Raw genomic sequence first — 21048 nt, forward strand, 5'->3', positions numbered from 1 at the left:
TATGATTAGACTAATTTATACAAATCCGCTTTTTTATTTATTGGACAGCCTTTTTACACAACAGGCAGTTAATAATTTATAAATAAATGTTAAAAAACTGCTTTTTAAGAAAAATTATACAATTTTATGGCTCGTTTTTTGTTTATGAAGTCATAAAATATTTAATTTTAACATTCTATTTTTTAAACTGAAATAAATAATGAATAATAAATTCATCCCAATAATATCAGTGTTTATGACGATCTCACTGATTGTCTTCGTTACGCTGCAGTTTTATTGGCTGAAACGTTATTACGGTGCGTTGGATCAGGATTTCTCCTCTAAAGTGTATTCTGCGCTGGAAAACACATCAAAAATCGTTGGTGAGGCGGAAGTCGACAAATACCTGAATGTTGAAAACAAGGATTTCCGCAACAGCATTCTTGCCAGTGGCAGCCAACCTTCTTTAACTACGATACAGCAGGTAGAAGATTCAGGAACGCAGAGACAGATTGTCTATTCAAAAAGTATTATTGAGAAAAATCAGCTTCCCATTTCCGCAAAAGGAGATTCGCTGAAACTGACTACATTATACTCTGACGAAGCAGCTTACAAAATAAAAAGAGATACCACCAATCGTGAACTTCTGACGACGGATATCAACCGTGACATCGAAAACGGTGATTATGCCATGAAGGAATTTGTGAAAGTCAACGGAAATAATCTGCCTATCACCAAAAGAGTAGACGAAAAAGTTCTTGATTCTGTAATCACAAAAGAACTGAGAATCAGAGGCATCTCAGCAACTTTCGGATATGGAATTACCGATAAAAACAACAAACTGACAAGCGTCGTTAATAATTTATATAAAGAAAAGAAAGACAACAATACCTACAGCTATCCGCTTTTTACAGATTCAAAAGAAAGAACACTTTATACACTGGCCTTGGTTTTTCCTAAAAAAGAATATTCTCTGGCGATGAACAACTGGCCGATGCTTTTGGGAACTTTCCTTTCCCTGCTTACGATATTGGGAATTTATATTATTTCCATTAATTATATGATGAGACAGAAAAAGATGGCCGAAGTAAAGACAGACTTCATCAACAATATGTCCCACGAGTTTAAGACTCCGCTTGCCACCATCTCCGTAGCAACAGATTCTTTGGCGAATGATAAAATTGCAACAAATCCAGACAAAGTAAAATACTATTCCGAGCTGATAAAACAGGAAAACCTGAGAATGAAAAAGCAGGTGGAAAATGTATTAAATATGTCGAAACTGGAACGAAACGAAGTAAAATTATTTTTAAAAGAAACCAATGTAAGGGAATTAATCAGAAAGACCACAGAATCCTTCAATCTCATCGTACAGCAAAGAAACGGAAGCCTTAAGCAGGAATTCAATGCAACGGAATACAACTTTAAAATTGACGAATTTCACATTTCGAATATGCTGGTGAACCTTCTGGATAATGCCAACAAATATTCTCCTGAAACTCCTGAAATCAGTATAAAAACAAGAAATGAAGGACACCTGTACGTCATTGAAGTTTCTGATAAAGGAATGGGAATGGAAACACAGAATAAAACGAAAATTTTTGAGAAATTCTTCAGGGAAGAAACCGGAAATATCCATAATGTAAAAGGCCAGGGATTAGGGCTTTCTTATGTGAAAAAAATTGTAGAACTACATAAAGGACAGATTTTGGTAGACTCCCATAAAGGAAAAGGAAGCACATTTACCATAAAGCTGCCGATGAGCTAAATTAAAAATCAAACCAATAAACAAAATATAGGAAGAAAAGAGTGATATAATCATTCTTATTATTAAAATTTTAATTCTAAATTATTAAAATTATGAGCAACAGAATATTATTAGTAGAAGACGATCAGAGTTTCGGGGCAGTATTAAAGGATTATTTAACCATAAATAATTTTGAAGTTACACTTGCCATGGATGGCGAACAGGGATTAAAGGAGTTTACGGAGAATGAATTCGACATCTGTATTTTCGACGTGATGATGCCAAAGAAAGATGGATTTTCATTAGCTGAAGACGTAAAAAAGATTGATAAAAATACACCGATCATTTTTCTTACCGCCAGAAATATGAGAGAAGATATCCTGAAAGGTTATCAGCTGGGCGCGGATGACTACATAACAAAACCTTTCGATACAGAGCTACTTTTATACAAAATAAAAGCAATTCTCCAGAGAAGTTCTACGTTGGAAAATGAGGAGCAGGAACAGTTCAAAATCAGCAATATTTTCTTTGATTCTATGTTGAGACAACTGAGAGTCGGTGACAACGAATATAAACTTTCGCCTAAAGAAAACGAACTGCTGAAACTTCTTTGCATTCACAGAAACGATTTCATGCCGAGAGACTTAGCATTGCGAAAAATCTGGAAAAAAGAAAACTACTTTACGGCAAGAAGTATGGATGTATATATCGCAAAACTCCGTAAATTATTGAAAGATGACGAAGGATTGGAAATCATCAATGTTCACGGTGAAGGATTCAGACTTTTAGTTAAAAATTAATTATAAAAATCCCTATTAAATATAAAATTAGCAAAGCAATTAAAAATGTTTTGCTAATTTTGTTTTATATGAAGAATACATTATTTGGCATACTTGCGATTTCCATATTGACGATTTCTTGCAAAAAAGATGAAAGAGCAACCTACTTAAAAGAAGAAGCAGGTGTTCAGCAGCCAGTTGCGGTAAATCAAACACCCAAGCCGTCCCTTCTGGATCAGGCAGGAGTTCAGTCGGTAACACCGAATGCTCAGCCAACAGCAGTTACACCACCGGGAATGAATCCGCCTCACGGACAGCCCGGACATAGATGTGACATTCCTGTGGGACAGCCTTTAAGCAGTAAACCCGTTTCAACACAACAAAATCCGAATCCATCAGCAAATCAGACCCAGCCCATTCAGATTGATCCTAATTCTTTACAACCGGGAAAATTCTCTGTAGATAATACCGGAAAAACTAAGAATATAAAAACACCTAAAGGAATGAACCCTCCCCATGGCGAACCCGGTCACCGATGCGACATTCCCGTTGGGCAGCCACTGAACAGCAAGCCGGCTCCGGCTGCACAACCGACGCAGGTTATTGCCCAAAACACACCTGCCCCAAATCCGACTCCGGCTCCGACAGGACCTAAGCCAGCCTTAAATCCGTCTCATGGTGAACCCTGGCATAATTGTGGCGTAAAAGTTGGTGAACCTTTACCATAATTTTTGTATTTTTGCAACAATGAAATTAGTTCAGATCATAACAATTATTTTCTGCTTGGGAATTTTTCTTATTCCTAAGGATAATTTTTATGCTCAGAACATGCAGGAATCATGCTGCAAGAAAAGCTCCGGAAGTGACTGCTGCAAAAAACAGCACAAAGAAAACTCAAAAGAGAATCATCACAAAAAGCAAAAAAAATCTTGCAATGACGACTGCTGTTCATCTTGCGCTACCTGCTACAGCTTTATAGAAACTCCTTTTTCCAAAGGTTTTAAAATGGATATTTCCTATTATAAAGCCAACAAAAATCTACAATTCCAGTATTCGGATCCTTATATTTTTGATCGTTTAAAAGAAATCTGGCAACCGCCGAAAATAGGTTAATTTAAAAGAATTGCAACAATGTACCAGTTTATCAATCTACCAATGACTGTTAAATTATTACATTGTTAAATTGTTACATTAATTAAATTAATCTAAATTTTAAACAAAATGAAATTATATATTTCCAAGGTTATTCTTGGTATATTCTTACTATTTACACCATTTATATTTGCGCAGAATCTTACTCAGAACCAATTTAAAGTAAAAGGAAATTGCGAACTGTGCAAAGAACGAATCGAAACTACTGCGAAAAAAGCTGGCGCTAAAAAAGCAGATTATTCTATTGACTCACAGACTTTAACATTAGAAACTGAAGGCGTTATTTCTACAGATGATATATTAAAAGAAATCGCAAAAGCGGGGCATGACAGTGAGAAATTTAAAGCCTCCGAGAATGATTATAATGCCCTTCCCGCCTGCTGTCATTACGACAGAGATCAAGTATTTGCCAATGAAGGTCATCATATCCATTCAAAAAAAGAGAATGAATTTTATGTGAAGGGAAATTGTGAATCCTGTAAGGCAAGAATCGAAAAAGCAGCAAAAGATGCCGGAGCAGACCTTGCAGAATGGGACGCTGAAAAACAGACCGTCATATTAAATTTTGATGCGCGAAAAACTTCAGCTGATAAAATTTTAAAGAAAATCGCTGATGTAGGACATGACAATGAAAAGTACAAATCCAGCGACAGTACTTATAAAAATTTGCCTTCCTGCTGTCTTTACGACAGAGAAATCCCATTTGGTGAAGCAAATCCGAAAGTTCATTTAGAAGAAAATGGTCAATCGGAACATACAAAAAATGGAATTATCAACACAGAAAATCAAAATGAAAAAGCCATTGAAGGCGTTACAATAACGGGCGGAAAGGCATCAACTTCACTCAGTAAAAAAGAAGCAGGATTAATTTTCAATATTGATAAAAAAGAACTACTCAAAGCGGCCTGCTGTAATTTATCCGAAAGCTTTGAAACCAATGCCACGGTAGATGTTTCTTTCAGTAATGCAGTAACAGGTACCAAGCAGCTAAAAATGTTAGGTTTAGACCAGAAATACACAAGCTTAACAAAAGAACTTCTGCCTGAAGTAAGAGGTTTGGCATCTGCTTACGGATTAAGTTTTATTCCCGGAAGATGGATCGAAAGCATTCAGCTCACCAAAGGCGGAAGCACTGTGACGAACGGCTACGAAAGTATTACAGGGCAAATTAATACAGAATTATTAAAAAATTCAGAAAAACCTGAAACATCGCTCAATCTTTTTGCAGATTTCAACGGAAGAACGGAAGCTAATATCACCAGTGTCTCTAAAATCGATGACAAATGGTCGCAGACGTTTCTTCTTCACGGTAACGGAACTTTTGGGGATACAGATATGAATAATGACGGCTTTTTGGACAGGCCGAAAGGCACACAACTGAATGCGGCTTATTTACTCAATTATAATGATCTTGAAAAATCGGGATTCGGATCTCATTTCGGAATCAACTTTATCAAAGATGAAAGAACAGCAGGCCAGGCAGGATTTGATAAAAAAATTCCGCAGAATCAACAGTCACTATACGGTGTAGGGATTGATATTTCACGATTTCAGGTTTGGAATAAAACAGGATACGTTTTTAAAGGAAAACCTTACCAAAGCTTAGGCTGGATGAACCAGTACACTTTTCATCAGCAGGACAGTTTCTTCGGTCTTAGAAATTATTCCGGAAAGCAGCAAACCTATTATTCAAATTTAATTTTTGAAAGTATTTTAGGCAATACCAATCACAAGTACAAAGCAGGAGCGAGTTTCATGTATGACGGTTACGACGAAACTTATTTAACCGGAAATTTTAAAAGAAATGAAATTGTTCCGGGAGCTTTCGCAGAATACACTTTAACGGGCTTAAAATATACTTTGGTAGCAGGTGCAAGAGTTGACTTTCACAATCTGGCAGGAACCCAATTTACGCCAAGGTTAAATTTTAAATACGACATCACTCCTCAGACCATTGTAAGACTTTCTGCCGGAAGAGGCTTCAGAACAGCGAATGTTTTTGCAGAAAGTCAGCAATATTTTGCTTCCAACAGGAATATTCAGATTCTTGAAAATGGAGGAAATATTTACGGATTAAGACCGGAAATCGCATGGAATTATGGGGCAAGCCTGCAACAGGAATTTAAACTTTTCGGAAGAAAATCGACCATTGTAGCCGATTTTTTCAGAACAGATTTTCAGGATCAGGTGATGGTAGACCTGGACCGCTCGCCTCAGCAACTGACGTTCTATAATTTAGACGGAAAATCATTTGCCAATTCTTTTCAGACGCAGTTGGATTTTACTCCTTTCAGAAATTTCGACGTAAGGCTGGCGTACAAATATTATGATGTACAGGCTGATTATCTTAACGGAAGAAGAGAAGTTCCCTTCATGGCCAAACACAGAGGTTTCGTAAATGTAGCTTATTCTACAAACAAAAATAATAATGGTGGTTTCTGGAGTTTTGATACGACTTTAAATTTAGTTGGAAAACAAAGGCTACCGGACACATCAGCAAATCCTGACGCATTTCAATTACCTACATATTCGCCATCTTATGCTGTTTTAAATGCTCAGATTTCGAGAAATTTCAACAAAAAAATCAGAGCTTATCTGGGTGGTGAGAATCTAACTTCCTATTATCAGAAAAATGCAATTGTTGACGTAAAAAATCCTTTCGGAAATTATTTTGACGGCGGAATGGTTTACGCTCCGATTATGAAAGCTAATTTTTATGTCGGACTGGATGTGACGTTCTAAGTTTTAGGGTTTGAGAGTTGTAGATTTTGAGTTATTTTCAAATTAACACAAGCATGGTTTTAATAATTTACTCATTAAAATCATGCTTTTTTGTATATTTATCATAAAGTAAATTTATGTCACAGTCACTTATTTTTGAAGATCATTACAAGAAGCTCGGTATAGAAAATCTTTCTGAAAATCTTCTTGATGCCTTCAACGGAAATAAGTTTCGTTATGATATCAAAGTTTTATATATTCCATCCGGTTCTGAGATTGCTGTAGACTTTAATCATTTTAAAACGGCAAAACCAAGTCTTTTTTTCCTGACCAATCAGCACATAAAAATTTCAAAAACTAAAGAAAATGCAACTTTGCTTTTCTATAACCGTGATTTTTACTGTATCCAGATTCATGATAAGGAAGTTGCGTGTGATGGTCTTCTTTTCCATAATGTTTTTGAAATCCCTTTTGTAGAGCTTGAGGAAAGCGAAGACTTCATTATTAAAAATTTATTTCAGAGCATTAAAGATGAACTTGAATGGAAAGATTCTTCTGCAGAAGAAATGATCAGAACGTACGTAAAACAGATCATTATACGTGCTACAAGAAACTGGAAAAAACAGAATCTTGATAATGATATCTTGAAAATTCCAAATAATGAAATTGATATTTTCCGGGACTTCAGCAGATATCTGGAAATTCATTTCAGAGAAAAACACAATGTTTCAGAGTATGCAGATCTTCTTCATATGGCTCCTAAGACATTGGCTCATAGATTTAAAAGCTTACATCTTGAATCTCCCAATCAATTGATCATCAACAGAATTCTATTGGAAGCAAAAAGACTTCTTATTTACACGGATAAACCTGTTAAAGAAATTGCTTATGATCTGGGATATGATGATCCGGCCTATTTTAATCGTCTTTTTACCAACAAAACCGGAAGCACGCCTACAAATTTTAAGAAAAATTACATTCCGGGAAAAAAGTACAACATTTAGTTCATTTTATGTATTTATTTGGAATGCTATCTGATATATCTTTGTAACATCAAACAAACAATATTAACAAAAAAATTAAAGTATTATGAGACGTAACGCAACAGCCGTTTGGAACGGTAACATCAAAGAAGGAAAGGGACATCTGACTACACAAAGTACTACATTAAACCAGACTCAGTATTCATTCAACAGCCGATTCGCGGATGGCGTAGGAACAAATCCTGAAGAATTACTGGCTGCAGCACACGCAGGATGCTTTACCATGAAATTGAGCGCTGAACTTTCTCAGGCAGGTTTTACTCCAGAAGAACTAACGACAAAATCAGTTATCACTTTAGATCCGAACATCGGAAAAATTACAAAATCTGAACTGACTTTAACCGCTAAAGTTCCCGGAATTTCGGAAGAAGAATTCCAAAAATATGCTAAAATCGCCGAAGAAGGATGCCCGGTAAGTGCTGCGTTTAACTTTGAGATTACTCTAGAGGCTACTTTGGAGAACTAAAACTATAAAGTTTAAATCATTAGTAGGAACGGGCTTTTAGCCCGTTTTTTTTTCATTTAAAATCAATCAGATTGGCTTTAGCCGAAACCTAAAAATCATTTCATTACATTTAATGGCACATGCTTATAAATTAAAACCATGTTTAATCTTTAATCAAAATATACCGATTGGTATATTTTATGTATATTTGTTTCCTAGTTTATTAAAAAATGTCAAAAGCAGAAAAGACGAAGCAATTTATCATTGAGAAAACAGCATCTTTGTTCAATACCAAGGGGTATATTTCTACGACATTATCAGACATTACGGAAGTCACAGGATTAACGAAAGGCAGTATTTACGGAAACTTTGAGAATAAGGACGAAGTCGCCCTTGAAGTGTACAAGTACAATGCAAGATTATTAAAGCAAAACATGTCGCGTTCTTTCAGTGAAGAATTTCCTACTGCCATTGATAAGCTGCAGGCTTTTGTTTCATTTTACAGGAAAAACTGGCAACCGGTATTTATCAATGGAGGATGTCCTTTGATGAACGCCGCAACCGAAGCTGATGATACTTTCCCTGACCTAAAAAATCAAGTTAAAAAGTCTTTTGAAGAATGGATGATCAAAATTTCAGAAGTCATTACACAAGGACAAAAAGCTGAAGAGTTAAATGAAAATGCTGATGCCAAAGAATACGCTTCACTATTTGTCATGTTGATTGAGGGAGGCATTTTGCTTTCTAAAACAACCGGAGAAGAAAAATTTCTCAATCAGGCTTTAGACAGAATTCTTAATATTATTAATAACGAACTAATCAAACACCCATCATAAACTTCATTTTATGGAAACAAAAAGAGTGGCCATCGTAGGATACAACAGAATCCCGTTTGCCAGAATGAATACAGCTTACGCAGACAAAGGAAATCAGGATCTATTGCTTCCTGCTTTGAATGGTTTGATTGACCGTTACAACCTTAAAGGAAAACTTTTAGGAGAAGTTGCGGGAGGTGCAACGATCAAGCATATTTCCGAGAGCAATCTCATCAGAGAAACTGTTATGAATACGGATCTTGATCCTGCAACTCCGGCTTGTGATCTACAGCAGGCTTGTGATACAGGTATTGAAGCGGCCGTTTATATCGGAAACAAAATCGCTTTAGGTCAGATTGAAAGTGGAATTGCATGTGGTGTTGAGGCGATGAGCAACATACCGTTTGAAACGTCTTTAAATTTAAGAAAAGCTTTATTAAAAGCCAATAAAGAAAAATCTGTCTTTGGAAAAGTAAAACAACTATTAACTCCGCAATTAAAAGACTGGATGCCGATTCCATACAAAGGTCAGGAACCTAAAACAGGTCTGGTGATGGGCGGTCATACAGAAATTACTGCAAAGTATTATGGAATATCCCGTGAAGAACAGGACGAACTGGCATTTAAAAGTCATCGAAATATGGCAAAAGCTTATGATGAAGGATTTTTTGACGATATGATATCGCCTGCTTTCGGACTGGACAAAGACAATAATCTTCGTCGTGATACAAGTTTAGAAAAATTAGCTACTTTAAAACCAGCTTTTGACAGACAAAACGGCACATTGACAGCCGGAAATTCAACACCTTTTACGGATGGCGCTTCAGCAGTTCTGCTGGCGAGTGAAGATTGGGCAAAAGAAAATAATTTACCGATTTTGGCGTATATCACTTTCTCGGAAGTGGCGGGCATCGAATATGTTGAAAATAAACAGAATTTGTTATTGGCTCCGGTTTTCGCAGCTGAAAGAATGCTGAAAAAAGCAGGTATGAACCTTGAAGATTTTGACTATTACGAAATTCATGAAGCATTTGCCGCACAGGTTTTAGCTACCTTAAAAATCTGGGAAAATAATGATCTGGCAAAAAAATTCGGGCTGGAAAAAGCATTAGGAAAAATTGACCGCAATAAATTGAATGTAAAAGGCGGAAGCTTAGCAGCAGCACATCCTTTTGCAGCTACTGGCGGCAGAATTATCGGAACATTAGCCAAACTGCTAAATGAAAAAGGAAGCGGAAAAGGATTTATTTCCATCTGCGCTGCACGCGGTCAGGGTGTTACAATGATTTTAGAAAAATAAAAATGATATGGACAGATTAGCACAATTACAGCAATTCATCGGAAAGGAGTTTACCCAATCCCCATCTCCGTTTATGAGGTGGCTCAACCCGGTTATACTTTCTGCAAAGGAAGGACAGGTGGAATTTCAGTATAAAGTAAGAGCAGAATGGCTGAACCCTGTCGGAAATCTCCACGGCGGCATAACCGCAGCCATTGTAGACGATATAATAGGAGCTACTATGTTTTCTTTAAATGAAACTTCTTTCATCACCACAATCAATAATGTCATTGATTATTTTTCAACTGCAAAAGAAAATGATAATATTGTAGCAGAAACAAAAATTATTAAAAGAGGTAAACAATTTGTAAATGCACAATGCGAGATATGGAACGAAGACAAAACTCGCCTGATTGCAAGAGGAACCTCTAATTTATTCAAAATCAACAACTAAATGAAAAGAGTGGTCATTACAGGTCTCGGCGCTGTAACTCCCTTGGGAAACAATGTCGAAGAATTCTGGAAAAACAGCATCAACGGGGTAAGCGGAGCAAATAAAATAACTCATTTTGACACGGAAAAATTTAAAGTGCATTTTGCCTGTGAAGTGAAAAATTTTGATCCTAAAGTTCATTTAACCCAAAATGAAATCAAAAGAAGCGATCTTTTTTCACAGTATGCGATGTATTCAACTGCTGAAGCCCTGAAGGATTCAGGTCTTGAACTGGAAAATATGGATCCTTTCGACACCGGTGTTATCTGGGGAACCGGACAAGGCGGAATGTGGACTTTCGAGAGCGAAGTGATGGAATTTACAAAAGGAGACGGAACTCCAAGATTTAATCCTTTTTTTGTTCCAAAATTCATTGCCAATATGGCTTCGGGAATGATCTCCATGAAATTCGGGCTTCAGGGAATCAACTATACAACAATCTCTGCTTGTGCGACAGGAAATACGGCATTAATGGATGCGTTTAATTATATCAGACTCGGGAAAGCAAAAGTTATTGTGAGTGGAGGTTCTGAAGCTGCCATCACGCCGGCATCCATAGGAGGGTTTTCGATTATGAAAGCCATGTCTACAAGAAATGATGACTTTGCCACCGCAAGCCGTCCGTATGATGCAGACAGAGACGGTTTTGTCATGGGAGAAGGCGCAGGATCATTAATCCTGGAAGAATATGAACACGCTAAAGCAAGAGGAGCAAAAATCTACGCAGAACTTGTAGGAGCCGCAATGACAGCAGATGCCTATCATATGACAGCACCTCATCCCGATGGTGTCGGAGCCATAAAAGCCATGCAACTGGCGTTAAAGGAAGCACAGATTAATATGGAAGACATTGACTATATTAATCCTCATGCAACTTCCACTCCGATGGGAGATCTTGTAGAGCTGAATGGTATTAATAAATTATTTAAGGGAAGTAAAAACCTCGATATCAGTGCTACGAAATCGATGACAGGCCACTTATTGGGTGCTGCCGGAGCTGCGGAAGCAATTCTTTCCATTAAAGCTATTGAAAACGGAATTATACCTCCAACGATCAATCTTCACTGCATTGATGAAAATATCCCGAAAGATCTCAATATCGTTTTTGGAGAAGCTAAAGAGAAGAATATCAATTACGCTTTAAGTAATGCTTTTGGTTTTGGAGGGCATAATGCTACGGTGATTTTCAAGAAGTTTTCTTAATTATTAATCAGCTTAAATGATATATTTTAAATCTTATTCCCTGTGTTTTTAAAACGCAGGGATTTTTATATAGAAGTTTTTTGTAAGTTAGCCCGCAATTAAAGTAAAATAATCGCAAGAACCAGCTGTAATCTTGAAGAGGCAAAAAACAAAATGACAGAATACCTGCAAAAATTTTAACGAAAAAAGCAGTCAAAAATGACTGCTTTTTATAAATCAATTAAAAAATAATTCTACTTAGGATCCGGAATAAAAAAACTTTCTCCATTATCAGCAACCGGAATATAAAGTCTTTCCCATTTTTCTCCTTCTTCCAACTCCCAGCTGTGCCCTTTTCCTTCTACATCTTCAGCCAAAAGAATAATTCCGGGTTTGATAATAAATGTTGAACCATCACTTACCTTAAATCTTATTTTTCCTTTTAAAGTAACGACAAACTGTTTTCTTGGTGCTGCATGTTCAGCTTTTTCCCATTCTTCAATTGTATTGCTGATCCAGAAAGAAGTGGTATGTATTGGTTTTAAAACAGGAATTTTACCTTTTTCAAAAAAACAGCTTCCATCAGGACTATTTATTAGTCTTATCGCTTCAATAAATTCCGGATTCTGTTCCATTTTAAACTTATGCTTTCAACCATTCTGATTTAGAAAGATAGTTTTGATCGGGATAATAAATAAAAAGAAGGTTTCTTCCTTTTATTGTATTAATGATCGGCTGTGTGAGATCTCTCGGTACAGCCGGGCAACCCCAGCTTCTTCCTATTCTTTTGTGCATGGCTGCAAATTCATCGCTTACATAGTCGGCGCCATGCATTACGATTGCTCTTCTGTAGGCAGCATCATTAAAGCCTTTATCCATTCCCAGTAACTTCAGGGAATATCCGTTGTCCCCGTTATACGTTGCGTCCGTAATATAAAAACCTAAGCTGCTCTGAAGCGAACTTTCGGTATTGGAAAAATTTGTAGCAAATTCTTCCCCGGTATTTTTTCCGTGTGCCACCAATGAGTTGAACAATACTTTTCGCTCATTCATGTCAATTACCCAAAGTCTTTTCGTATTTGAAGACATAGAAAAGTCGCAAACCGTAAGTAAGTGCGACTCCTGATTAAGCAAACCAGCTTTCTTCAAATTCTCAAAACCAGTTAAGGCTTTGAAGAAAACTTCTTCGTTAAGTTCATGTCCTTGTTCAAATGCGATAGACTTGTATAATTCTGCTGCTGAGGATGAAGTATTTTCCGTGGTCTTCACCGATTTTATATCGGTTGGTCTTTCAATCTTTTTTGTACTGATTTCATTCTTTGCCATTTCCTTTCGGGGCGACAGATAGAACGAAGTAGTAACCATGTAAACAATACTTAATAAGCTATACAATCCTTTCATTCAATATTATGTTAAATCCAATTCAGTCAGCAAATGTATAAAAACATAGCGATCTGAAAGAATAACTCCACAAAATTTAACGCAAATTTAAGAAACTTTAACTTCCTGATTCTGTGAATAAAACAGCTTATTTTTCATTATCCTGAACAAATTCCAGGCTCACGGAATTCATACAATACCGCAATCCTGTAGGCCTCGGCCCGTCATCAAAAACATGACCTAAATGAGAATCACATCTTTTACAAAGCACCTCTACCCTGTCCATCCCATATGCCAAATCTCTTTTGTAATAAACGCCATCCTTATCGGCTTCAAAGAAACTCGGCCAGCCACAGCTGCTCGAAAATTTAGAATCGGAACGGAACAGATGGTTCCCACAAACAGCACAGTAATATTCACCCAACTCATCGAATTCATTGTATTTCCCGGTAAATGCTCTTTCTGTAGCAGCTTCTCTCGCCACAGCATAAAGATCAGAAGAAAGTATTGTTTTCCATTCATTATTAGAAATATTCAATGGTGTCTTGTCTGTTCTCGAATAGTATGGATTGTTTTTTGCTTCGTTTTCCATGAAAATTATTTTAGTATTTTAAATAAAAGGTTTAAAATTAACTACAAAAGATTAATATAGATTAAAAATTGATATTTTTAAATATTCTATAACATCTGAATCTTTGTTGTGAACTACATCACAACCAAATTTACTAAATTTGAGAATATGAATGATGAGGCAAAAAGAAAACAGTTAAGGAAATATAAAGCGTTTGCCACAGGATTATTTCTGTTGATGGCAGTGGTTTTTATTGCTACTTCTCTTTTACAGAAAAACATCGATTCACATTGGATAGGCTATGTTCGCGCATTCTCTGAAGCAGCAATGGTAGGCGCTTTGGCAGACTGGTTTGCCGTTACCGCTCTTTTTCGCCATCCTCTCGGGCTGCCTATCCCGCACACCAACCTTATTGAAAACAGTAAACAGCGACTGGGTGACAATCTCGGGAGTTTTGTGGTGAGCAATTTTCTTTCTCCTCAAAACATCAGACCTTATATACAAAAACTGAAAATCTCGGGATTTTTGGGAGAATGGCTGGGCAAAGAGAAAAATCAGGAAGTTCTGATTAAAAATCTTTCAGATATTGTTCTGGATATTTTAAATAAACTTGATGATTCTGCAGTGAGCCATTTTATCAGCAAAAAGGTTCAGGAAATGACCGATGATATCAAACTCAACAAAATCGTCGGAAACGGAATCGGCTATATTATCGAGAAAAATGATCATCAGAGAATGGTAACGAATCTGTCTTCACAAATCAAAAATTATATTATTGAGAATGACGAAATGATCAAAGAACGTGTGAAAAAAGGAAGTTACACATTCATACCATCATTTGTCGACAATAAGATTGCGGATAAAATCGCTGTTGGGCTCTCAGATTTTTTCAGAGAAATCGAAGAAGATCCTCAGCACGAAATCAGAACATTGATCACTCAAAAAATTCATGAATTTTCGGTTGATTTAAAGGAAGATCCAAAATGGGATGAAGAATTCACCAGCATTAAAAACGATCTTTTAAAAGGCAATAAACTGGAAGAATATTCAAATGACATCTGGGTTTCTATTAAAAATACTTTAAAAAATGAATTGCAGGAAGAACAGTCTACATTAAAAATTTATCTGTCCAGAAACCTGAATGAATTTTCGGAAAACCTAAAATCTGATGAAAACCTTCAGAATAAGATCGACGATTGGGTGCGCGTTACAGCCTACAAATACATTCTTAAAAACACGCATCAGTTCGGAAACCTCATCAGCTCAACCGTAGGAAACTGGCAGGGAAAAGAATTAAGCGAAAAGCTGGAGCTTGAAGTGGGAAAAGACCTTCAATTCATCAGGGTCAACGGAACTCTGGTCGGCGGACTGGTCGGATTAATTATCTATACCATTTCTCATTTCTTTCTATAAAAGCTTACCATGAAAAAAATATTGTCCTTACTATTTATCCTGAGTCTTACTTATTCCTTTGCTCAAAAAGTGGAGCTTAAAAAAGTGACAGATTCATTTCAGGTTTTTAAAGGTGAAATTGCCGGAAATCCCATAACCCTACACCTCAATTATGATGATATAATCGACTGTCATCAATATCAGCATTTTGTGGATGGCTGGTACTACTATGACAAATACAAAAAGAAAATTCCGCTGACGGGCATTTACAATCTTGGCGATCTGTACCTCTTCAATTTTGGTAACGCGCAGGAAAAGGCAGCCAGGCTTTTTAAAGAAACAATAAAACGTGATCTCATCGAAAAATCAGACAGCATTGCCAAAACATTAAATGCAAAAGAAATAATAGACATCAAAGGTAGCGAAAGGGACAAAAAAGCATCCGGAAATTTCTATACGGGAAATAAAAATCTGCCGGTAAAGTTATATACGAAGGACACCAGAATCTACCGGTTCAACAATTATATCACCGTTCCGAATCATAAAAAGATAAATACCTACGACTTTATCAATAAGCTTGGTGGAAATCATCTGGTATCGTATGTCTCAAATCAATCGGGAAACCGCATTTTATTATATTTTGAAGAATTATCAAACTTCAATTACTGCGGAATGTGCGGCGCGGGAGATGGTGAGAAAGGTTACAGAATACTCTATTTTACCAATGACTGGAATTTTAAAAGCTATGAAGATTTTCTGATTGAAAGCTGCCTTGAAAACATCTATGATACGACATCAACAAGACTTAAAGATCAAAAAATATTGAAATTCAGTATTAAAAAGACAACAGATTCTCCTGCTTATAATTTAATTGTAGACGTTAAAAACGCAACGGTTACGAAATCAAAATAAAATAGGAAGCCATTTCTGACTTCCATTATTGTTGAATATTTTCCTTAAAACTCAGGGTTATATTACATTATCTTGGCAAACGGCTTGCTCTCTTCAGAAGCTCTTTATTGATTTCATTAATCAGCTCCGGACCTTCATAAATAAATCCGGTGTACAATTGAATAAGGCTTGCTCCGGCATCCAGTTTCTCGATCGCATCTTTTGCGGTATGAATTCCGCCAACGCCGATAATCGGGAAAGCTCTGTTGCTTTTTTCGGAAAGAAACCGGATTACTTCCGTTGATCTTTTAGTCAGAGGTTTTCCGGAAAGTCCGCCTGTTTCACATTTATTTTCTGACTTTAATCCTTCTCTTGAAAGCGTTGTGTTTGTTGCAATCACTCCTGCTATTTTTGTTTCTTTTACAATATCAATGATATCCAAAAGCTGGTCATCCGACAAATCAGGGGCTATTTTTAAAAGAATTGGTTTTGGAGCTGTTTTCTCAGAATTCATTTGCTGTAAAGTCCCCAACAATTGTGTTAAAGGTTCTTTATCCTGTAGTTCACGAAGATTCGGAGTATTTGGCGAACTCACATTGACTACGAAATAGTCTACATAAGGGAAAAGTTTTTCAAAACAGATTTTATAATCGTTTACGGCCTCTTCATTCGGGGTTATTTTATTTTTCCCGATATTTCCACCGATCAGAACGTTTTTATTTTTCTTTAATCTTTCAACTGCGGCATCCACACCTTCATTATTAAAACCCATTCTGTTGATAATTGCAGAATCTTCCATCAGTCGGAACAACCTCTTTTTATCATTTCCAGGCTGTCCTTTCGGCGTTAAAGTGCCAATTTCAATAAATCCGAAACCAAGATCAGAAAGTTCTTCAAAAAGCAGGGCATTCTTATCAAAACCCGCTGCCAATCCGACAGGATTTTTAAATTTCAATCCGAATACTTCTCTTTCCAGTCTTTTGTCGACAATAGGTTTCGGAAGAAAAATTTTGGCTAAAAAAGAGAAATTTTTAAGCATCGAAAAAGTAAAATAATGTACTTCTTCAGGATCAAATTTAAAAAGGATCGGGCGGATCAGGTTTTTGTACATGCCTTTTTTTGGAATACAAAGATATTGATTTTAGTTGAAAATTAATGAGCCTGGAAGCAAAAGGAGCAACTGTATAAATTAATTACTCATTGCAACTGCTTTTCGATGCAAGTCTTTACTTTCTGTATGTATAATTTGAGAAGATCAAGAATGAATCACCAAGCTGATTGAAGAAGCGTGCGCATGAGCTTCACGCAGCAAATTTATGTGCCTTTGCCTTCTTGAAATAAACGGTTTAGATATTCATCTTTGTGTCAAAAAATCCAGTAATAAAAAAATCTGCGCTATCTGCAAAATCTGCGTGACTAATTTTACCACAAAAAGATATCAGCTAATTGCTTGACAAACCGAACTTTCATCATCCTTTACATATTCACTCAAATCCAGATTCAGAATATCTCCTACTCTCTTGAACTCATCATCGATCGTTGCATTCAGTGTAATTCTTTCGTTAGAGACCGGATGATTAAAGGTGAGTTGATAGGCGTGAAGCGTCATTTTGGTCATATTGAAAGTCTGCAGCAACAATTTGTTCTGTTTGTTGCACCCATGCTTCCGACAGCCTAAGATCGGATGCAGAATATGTTTAAAATGTTTTCTCAACTGATGAAACCTCCCTGTTTCAGGAATTGCTTCTACTAAACAATATCTCGAAGTCTGATGTTTTAAAAAAGGCAAATCGATTTCCGAAGTCTGTAGACGACGATAGTACGTGATTGCGTTCTGTTTAACTTCATTTTCATTAATTAAATCATAATCGATGGTTTCTTCTTCTTTCGTCCAACCCCGAAGGATGGCTATGTATTTCTTCTCGACTTCCCTTGTTGCAAACTGATCACTCATCGCCCGCAAAGCTTCTCTATCTAAAGTAAATAATAGAACGCCCGAAGTTTTCCGGTCTAATCGATGAACAGGAAAAACTTTTTGTCCAATCTGCTTTTTCAATTCCTGAATCGCATACGTATCTGCTTCTCCGGAGTAAAAAGATTTATGTACCAATAATCCGCTCGGTTTATTAATGGCAATGAGATGCTCGTCGCGGTAAAGAATTTCTAACATTTGCCAAAAGTAGAGATTTTTCACTAATCTTTAGCCCTGATTGAGCGGCATGTCTGAGCTCTTTCTATTGATTTTGGCGCGGCGGCTCCGCCGCCGCGCCAAAATCAATAGAAAAGCGAGTAGCGAAAGCAGGTTCCCGGCTCCTGATTTTTCGTATTCTAAAAACTTGCTGCTTCCTTTTCCCAACTTCCCTCTTTTTCACTACTTTTGCACTTCAGACGTTAAAAAATTATGGCAAAGCAAGAAGATGTTTTCAAGAAAGTGATTTCTCACGCGAAAGAATATGGTTTTATTTTCCCTTCGAGTGAGATCTATGATGGTTTATCCGCTGTTTATGATTATGGACAGAATGGTGCTGAACTCAAAAATAATATCAAACAGTATTGGTGGAAAGCGATGGTACAGCTTAACGAAAATATTGTGGGTATCGATTCGGCGATCCTTATGCATCCTACCACATGGAAGGCATCGGGCCACGTAGATGCTTTTAACGATCCGTTGATTGACAATAAAGATTCTAAAAAACGTTTCAGAGCAGACGTTTTAGTGGAAGATTATTGCGCCAAAATTGAAGATAAGGAAAACAAGGAAATTGAAAAAGCAGCGAAGAGATTCGGAGAGTCATTTGATAAAGAACAGTTTGTTGCGACGAATCCAAAAGTACTGGAATACAGAGCAAAGAGAGAAGCCATTCTTTCAAGACTGGCAAAATCTCTGGAAAATGAAGACCTTGCCGATGTAAAGGCATTAATTGAAGAACTTGAAATTGCCGATCCTGATACCGGTTCTAAAAACTGGACGGAAGTACGACAATTCAACCTGATGTTCGGAACTAAATTGGGAGCTTCTGCAGATTCTGCGATGGATCTTTATTTAAGACCGGAAACGGCACAGGGTATTTTCGTTAATTTTTTAAACGTACAGAAAACATCCCGTCACAGACTTCCTTTTGGTATTGCACAGATCGGAAAAGCCTTCAGAAATGAAATTGTGGCAAGACAATTCATTTTCAGAATGCGTGAATTTGAACAGATGGAAATGCAGTTTTTCGTAGCTCCGGGTACAGAACTGGAATTCTACGAACAATGGAAACAAAAGCGTCTGAACTGGCACTTAGCTTTAGGATTAGGTAACGAAAATTACAGGTTCCACGATCACGAGAAACTGGCTCATTATGCGAATGCTGCTGCTGATATTGAATTTAATTTCCCATTCGGCTTTAAAGAACTGGAAGGTATTCATTCAAGAACAGATTTTGATTTAAAAGCGCACGAAAAATTCTCGGGAAGAAAGCTTCAGTTCTTCGATCCTGAAAGAAACGAAAATTACATTCCTTATGTAGTAGAAACTTCTGTAGGTCTGGATAGATTATTCCTTTCCATTTTCTCTCATTGTCTGAAAGACGAAGTATTGGAAGACGGTTCCGAAAGAACAGTTTTATCCTTACCGCCGGCTTTAGCACCAATTAAAGCGGCTATTCTTCCACTAATGAAAAAAGACGGACTCGCGGAATATGCCGAGCAGATCTTTAATGATTTAAAATATGATTTCAATCTGTTCTACGAAGAAAAAGACGCGATCGGAAAACGTTACAGGAGACAGGATGCGATCGGAACGCCTTACTGTATCACCATCGACCACGATTCTCTTACAGATCACACCGTAACGATAAGAGACAGGGACACCATGCAGCAGGAAAGAGTGCCGGTTTCGGAACTAAGAAGAATTATCGATGAGAAAACGAGTTTCAGAAATTTACTTTCGAAAATATAGACAGAAAGCCTTGAGAAAATCAGGGCTTTTTCTTTGTAATAAATTATCTTTCTGTTTCTTGTTGTCAAATTTATTTTAAATTTGTTTCAAGATCAATTCGTATGATAATTCTTATTTATTTTGTGACCTTTGTTGTCATTGCAGCAGCACTTTTCTATCTTTTCGGATACAGCTATATTTTCAGCGGGATATCAAAAACATACCTGAAAGGAAAAATGAGTGCGCATATTGATGACGGAAAATTTTTCTCCCATAATGTAATTGCTGCCGGAAATCCCGTTCCGTGGAAAGAAGATCCTGAATACAATAAAAAAGAATTACCGAAAAACGTAGTTGAAGATTTAACACATTCCAACACAGCTTCTTTTCTTGTTATCCGTAATGGTAAAATCCTTCACGAACAATATTGGAACGGCTATGATAAATTCTCAAAAACCAACTCTTTTTCCATGGCAAAAGCTGTTACGGTCATGCTGCTAGGAAAAGCCATTGAAGAAGGAAAAATCAGCAGTATCGACGATAAGTTTTCCGATTATTTTAATGAATTTAAAGGTAAAGAATTCACAGAAAATTTAACGCTGAAAAATCTGGCACAGATGGAATCCGGCCTCAACTGGGAAGAAAATTATAAAAATCCCTTTTTGCCGAATGCCAGAGCATATTACGGAAGAAGTCTTATAAAAGCTACTTTTTCAAGAAAATTCAAACAGAATCCGGGAGAAAAATTTGAATACCAGAGTGGTTCTACGCAGCTTTTAGGTTTCGCGGTAAGAAAGGCAGTTAATCAATCTCTTTCAAGCTATTTATCAGAAAAATTTTGGATTCCATTGGGAATGGAGCAAAATGCAGAATGGAGTACCGACGAAAGCGGAATGGAAAAAACGTATTGCTGCATTCATTCCAATATCCGTGATTTTGCGAAACTTGGTCAGCTATTTTTAAATAATGGAAAAGTGAATGGCGAACAGATTTTAAGTCTTGATTTTATTAACCAAATGCGGACACCGACGGAAAAATCTGAAGAAACTTACGGGATGGGCTTTTGGATTAACAATGACAATCCGATTAAACATTACTATTTTTTAGGACTGCAGGGACAATACATCATCATGATTCCGGAGCATAATATGGTCATCGTAAGAACCGGCAGCTACAACAATCTTCCTAAAAATGACAGAGGAAGGCCGGATCAGGTGAAATTTCTGGTGAATGAAACGGTAAGATTATTTCAGTAGT

20 protein-coding genes are annotated in these 21048 nt (G+C 36.8%); 15 read left to right on the top strand and 5 right to left on the bottom strand.

Features of this window, described 5'->3' with window-relative positions; genetic code table 11:
* Window positions 1-199 precede the first annotated feature (199 nt).
* The 11 genes from ACWNCI_RS13705 (at window position 200) to fabF (ending at window position 11656) form a co-directional block, all read left to right on the top strand.
* Window positions 200-1747 (top strand): sensor histidine kinase, encoded by a 1548-nt coding sequence (locus ACWNCI_RS13705; RefSeq protein ID WP_449388724.1) that lies wholly within the window; start codon window positions 200-202, stop codon window positions 1745-1747.
* A gap of 92 nt (window positions 1748-1839) precedes the next feature.
* Window positions 1840-2526, top strand: coding sequence for a response regulator transcription factor (locus ACWNCI_RS13710; protein ID WP_042721576.1), 687 nt, complete (start codon window positions 1840-1842; stop codon window positions 2524-2526).
* A gap of 68 nt (window positions 2527-2594) precedes the next feature.
* Window positions 2595-3233, top strand: coding sequence for a hypothetical protein (locus tag ACWNCI_RS13715; protein WP_449388725.1), 639 nt, complete (start codon window positions 2595-2597; stop codon window positions 3231-3233).
* A 19-nt stretch (window positions 3234-3252) separates the two neighbouring features.
* On the top strand, window positions 3253-3618 hold the full coding sequence (locus tag ACWNCI_RS13720; protein ID WP_346983799.1) for a hypothetical protein: 366 nt from the start codon (window positions 3253-3255) through the stop codon (window positions 3616-3618).
* A gap of 108 nt (window positions 3619-3726) precedes the next feature.
* Window positions 3727-6399: a TonB-dependent receptor domain-containing protein gene (locus ACWNCI_RS13725; RefSeq protein WP_449388726.1), complete on the top strand. Its 2673-nt coding sequence runs from the start codon at window positions 3727-3729 to the stop codon at window positions 6397-6399.
* A gap of 116 nt (window positions 6400-6515) precedes the next feature.
* The gene (locus tag ACWNCI_RS13730; RefSeq protein WP_449388727.1) at window positions 6516-7382 is read left to right on the top strand and encodes a helix-turn-helix domain-containing protein; all 867 of its coding nucleotides are present in this window, start codon (window positions 6516-6518) and stop codon (window positions 7380-7382) included.
* Window positions 7383-7467: 85 nt separating this feature from the next.
* Window positions 7468-7887: an OsmC family protein gene (locus tag ACWNCI_RS13735; RefSeq protein ID WP_346983795.1), complete on the top strand. Its 420-nt coding sequence runs from the start codon at window positions 7468-7470 to the stop codon at window positions 7885-7887.
* A gap of 209 nt (window positions 7888-8096) precedes the next feature.
* Window positions 8097-8702, top strand: a complete 606-nt coding sequence (locus tag ACWNCI_RS13740; protein WP_449388728.1) for a TetR/AcrR family transcriptional regulator — start codon at window positions 8097-8099, stop codon at window positions 8700-8702.
* A gap of 10 nt (window positions 8703-8712) precedes the next feature.
* On the top strand, window positions 8713-9981 hold the full coding sequence (locus ACWNCI_RS13745) for an acetyl-CoA C-acetyltransferase (RefSeq protein WP_449388729.1): 1269 nt from the start codon (window positions 8713-8715) through the stop codon (window positions 9979-9981).
* Between the two features lie 7 nt (window positions 9982-9988).
* Window positions 9989-10414 carry a PaaI family thioesterase gene (locus ACWNCI_RS13750; protein WP_449388730.1) on the top strand — a complete coding sequence of 142 codons (426 nt, stop codon included), beginning with the start codon at window positions 9989-9991 and terminating at the stop codon, window positions 10412-10414.
* Window positions 10415-11656: a beta-ketoacyl-ACP synthase II gene (gene fabF / locus ACWNCI_RS13755; protein WP_449388731.1), complete on the top strand. Its 1242-nt coding sequence runs from the start codon at window positions 10415-10417 to the stop codon at window positions 11654-11656. It abuts the gene before it with no gap.
* Window positions 11657-11889: 233 nt separating this feature from the next.
* On the opposite strand, the gene ACWNCI_RS13760 is transcribed toward fabF, so the two are convergent.
* The 3 genes from ACWNCI_RS13760 to msrB form a co-directional block, all read right to left on the bottom strand.
* A complete protein-coding gene (locus tag ACWNCI_RS13760; RefSeq protein WP_449388732.1) occupies window positions 11890-12270 on the bottom strand; it encodes a hypothetical protein in 381 nt (126 codons plus the stop codon).
* Window positions 12271-12277: 7 nt separating this feature from the next.
* Entirely contained in the window at window positions 12278-13036 is a 759-nt protein-coding gene (locus tag ACWNCI_RS13765) for a murein L,D-transpeptidase catalytic domain family protein (RefSeq protein WP_449388733.1), read from the bottom strand.
* A 127-nt stretch (window positions 13037-13163) separates the two neighbouring features.
* Window positions 13164-13607 carry a peptide-methionine (R)-S-oxide reductase MsrB gene (gene msrB / locus ACWNCI_RS13770; RefSeq protein WP_449388734.1) on the bottom strand — a complete coding sequence of 148 codons (444 nt, stop codon included), beginning with the start codon at window positions 13605-13607 and terminating at the stop codon, window positions 13164-13166.
* A 147-nt stretch (window positions 13608-13754) separates the two neighbouring features.
* On the opposite strand from msrB, the gene ACWNCI_RS13775 reads away from it, so the two are divergent.
* Both ACWNCI_RS13775 and ACWNCI_RS13780 read left to right on the top strand, forming a co-directional pair.
* A complete protein-coding gene (locus ACWNCI_RS13775; protein ID WP_346986622.1) occupies window positions 13755-14999 on the top strand; it encodes a DUF445 domain-containing protein in 1245 nt (414 codons plus the stop codon).
* Between the two features lie 9 nt (window positions 15000-15008).
* Complete coding sequence (locus ACWNCI_RS13780) at window positions 15009-15890, top strand: hypothetical protein (protein WP_449388735.1); 882 nt, start codon at window positions 15009-15011, stop codon at window positions 15888-15890.
* Between the two features lie 67 nt (window positions 15891-15957).
* Here the strand turns inward: ACWNCI_RS13780 and ACWNCI_RS13785 are convergent, their stop codons facing one another.
* Window positions 15958-16980 (bottom strand): quinone-dependent dihydroorotate dehydrogenase, encoded by a 1023-nt coding sequence (locus ACWNCI_RS13785; RefSeq protein ID WP_449388736.1) that lies wholly within the window; start codon window positions 16978-16980, stop codon window positions 15958-15960.
* A gap of 327 nt (window positions 16981-17307) precedes the next feature.
* On the bottom strand, window positions 17308-18039 hold the full coding sequence (locus tag ACWNCI_RS13790) for a pseudouridine synthase (RefSeq protein ID WP_449388737.1): 732 nt from the start codon (window positions 18037-18039) through the stop codon (window positions 17308-17310).
* Between the two features lie 231 nt (window positions 18040-18270).
* Between ACWNCI_RS13790 and ACWNCI_RS13795 the strand changes: the two genes are divergently transcribed.
* Together ACWNCI_RS13795 and ACWNCI_RS13800 are read left to right on the top strand one after the other, a co-directional pair.
* The gene (locus tag ACWNCI_RS13795; RefSeq protein WP_449388738.1) at window positions 18271-19812 is read left to right on the top strand and encodes a glycine--tRNA ligase; all 1542 of its coding nucleotides are present in this window, start codon (window positions 18271-18273) and stop codon (window positions 19810-19812) included.
* Window positions 19813-19913: 101 nt separating this feature from the next.
* Complete coding sequence (locus tag ACWNCI_RS13800; RefSeq protein WP_449388739.1) at window positions 19914-21047, top strand: serine hydrolase domain-containing protein; 1134 nt, start codon at window positions 19914-19916, stop codon at window positions 21045-21047.
* Window position 21048 lies beyond the last annotated feature (1 nt).

Source organism: Chryseobacterium lineare (assembly GCF_977014045.1).

Coding starts and splice junctions, on each gene's coding strand:
- ACWNCI_RS13705 (WP_449388724.1), top strand. CDS start 200: ATGAATAATAAATTCATCCCAATAATATCAGTGTTTATGACGATCTCA.
- ACWNCI_RS13710 (WP_042721576.1), top strand. CDS start 1,840: ATGAGCAACAGAATATTATTAGTAGAAGACGATCAGAGTTTCGGGGCA.
- ACWNCI_RS13715 (WP_449388725.1), top strand. CDS start 2,595: ATGAAGAATACATTATTTGGCATACTTGCGATTTCCATATTGACGATT.
- ACWNCI_RS13720 (WP_346983799.1), top strand. CDS start 3,253: ATGAAATTAGTTCAGATCATAACAATTATTTTCTGCTTGGGAATTTTT.
- ACWNCI_RS13725 (WP_449388726.1), top strand. CDS start 3,727: ATGAAATTATATATTTCCAAGGTTATTCTTGGTATATTCTTACTATTT.
- ACWNCI_RS13730 (WP_449388727.1), top strand. CDS start 6,516: ATGTCACAGTCACTTATTTTTGAAGATCATTACAAGAAGCTCGGTATA.
- ACWNCI_RS13735 (WP_346983795.1), top strand. CDS start 7,468: ATGAGACGTAACGCAACAGCCGTTTGGAACGGTAACATCAAAGAAGGA.
- ACWNCI_RS13740 (WP_449388728.1), top strand. CDS start 8,097: ATGTCAAAAGCAGAAAAGACGAAGCAATTTATCATTGAGAAAACAGCA.
- ACWNCI_RS13745 (WP_449388729.1), top strand. CDS start 8,713: ATGGAAACAAAAAGAGTGGCCATCGTAGGATACAACAGAATCCCGTTT.
- ACWNCI_RS13750 (WP_449388730.1), top strand. CDS start 9,989: ATGGACAGATTAGCACAATTACAGCAATTCATCGGAAAGGAGTTTACC.
- fabF (WP_449388731.1), top strand. CDS start 10,415: ATGAAAAGAGTGGTCATTACAGGTCTCGGCGCTGTAACTCCCTTGGGA.
- ACWNCI_RS13760 (WP_449388732.1), bottom strand. CDS start 12,270: ATGGAACAGAATCCGGAATTTATTGAAGCGATAAGACTAATAAATAGT.
- ACWNCI_RS13765 (WP_449388733.1), bottom strand. CDS start 13,036: ATGAAAGGATTGTATAGCTTATTAAGTATTGTTTACATGGTTACTACT.
- msrB (WP_449388734.1), bottom strand. CDS start 13,607: ATGGAAAACGAAGCAAAAAACAATCCATACTATTCGAGAACAGACAAG.
- ACWNCI_RS13775 (WP_346986622.1), top strand. CDS start 13,755: ATGAATGATGAGGCAAAAAGAAAACAGTTAAGGAAATATAAAGCGTTT.
- ACWNCI_RS13780 (WP_449388735.1), top strand. CDS start 15,009: ATGAAAAAAATATTGTCCTTACTATTTATCCTGAGTCTTACTTATTCC.
- ACWNCI_RS13785 (WP_449388736.1), bottom strand. CDS start 16,980: ATGTACAAAAACCTGATCCGCCCGATCCTTTTTAAATTTGATCCTGAA.
- ACWNCI_RS13790 (WP_449388737.1), bottom strand. CDS start 18,039: ATGTTAGAAATTCTTTACCGCGACGAGCATCTCATTGCCATTAATAAA.
- ACWNCI_RS13795 (WP_449388738.1), top strand. CDS start 18,271: ATGGCAAAGCAAGAAGATGTTTTCAAGAAAGTGATTTCTCACGCGAAA.
- ACWNCI_RS13800 (WP_449388739.1), top strand. CDS start 19,914: ATGATAATTCTTATTTATTTTGTGACCTTTGTTGTCATTGCAGCAGCA.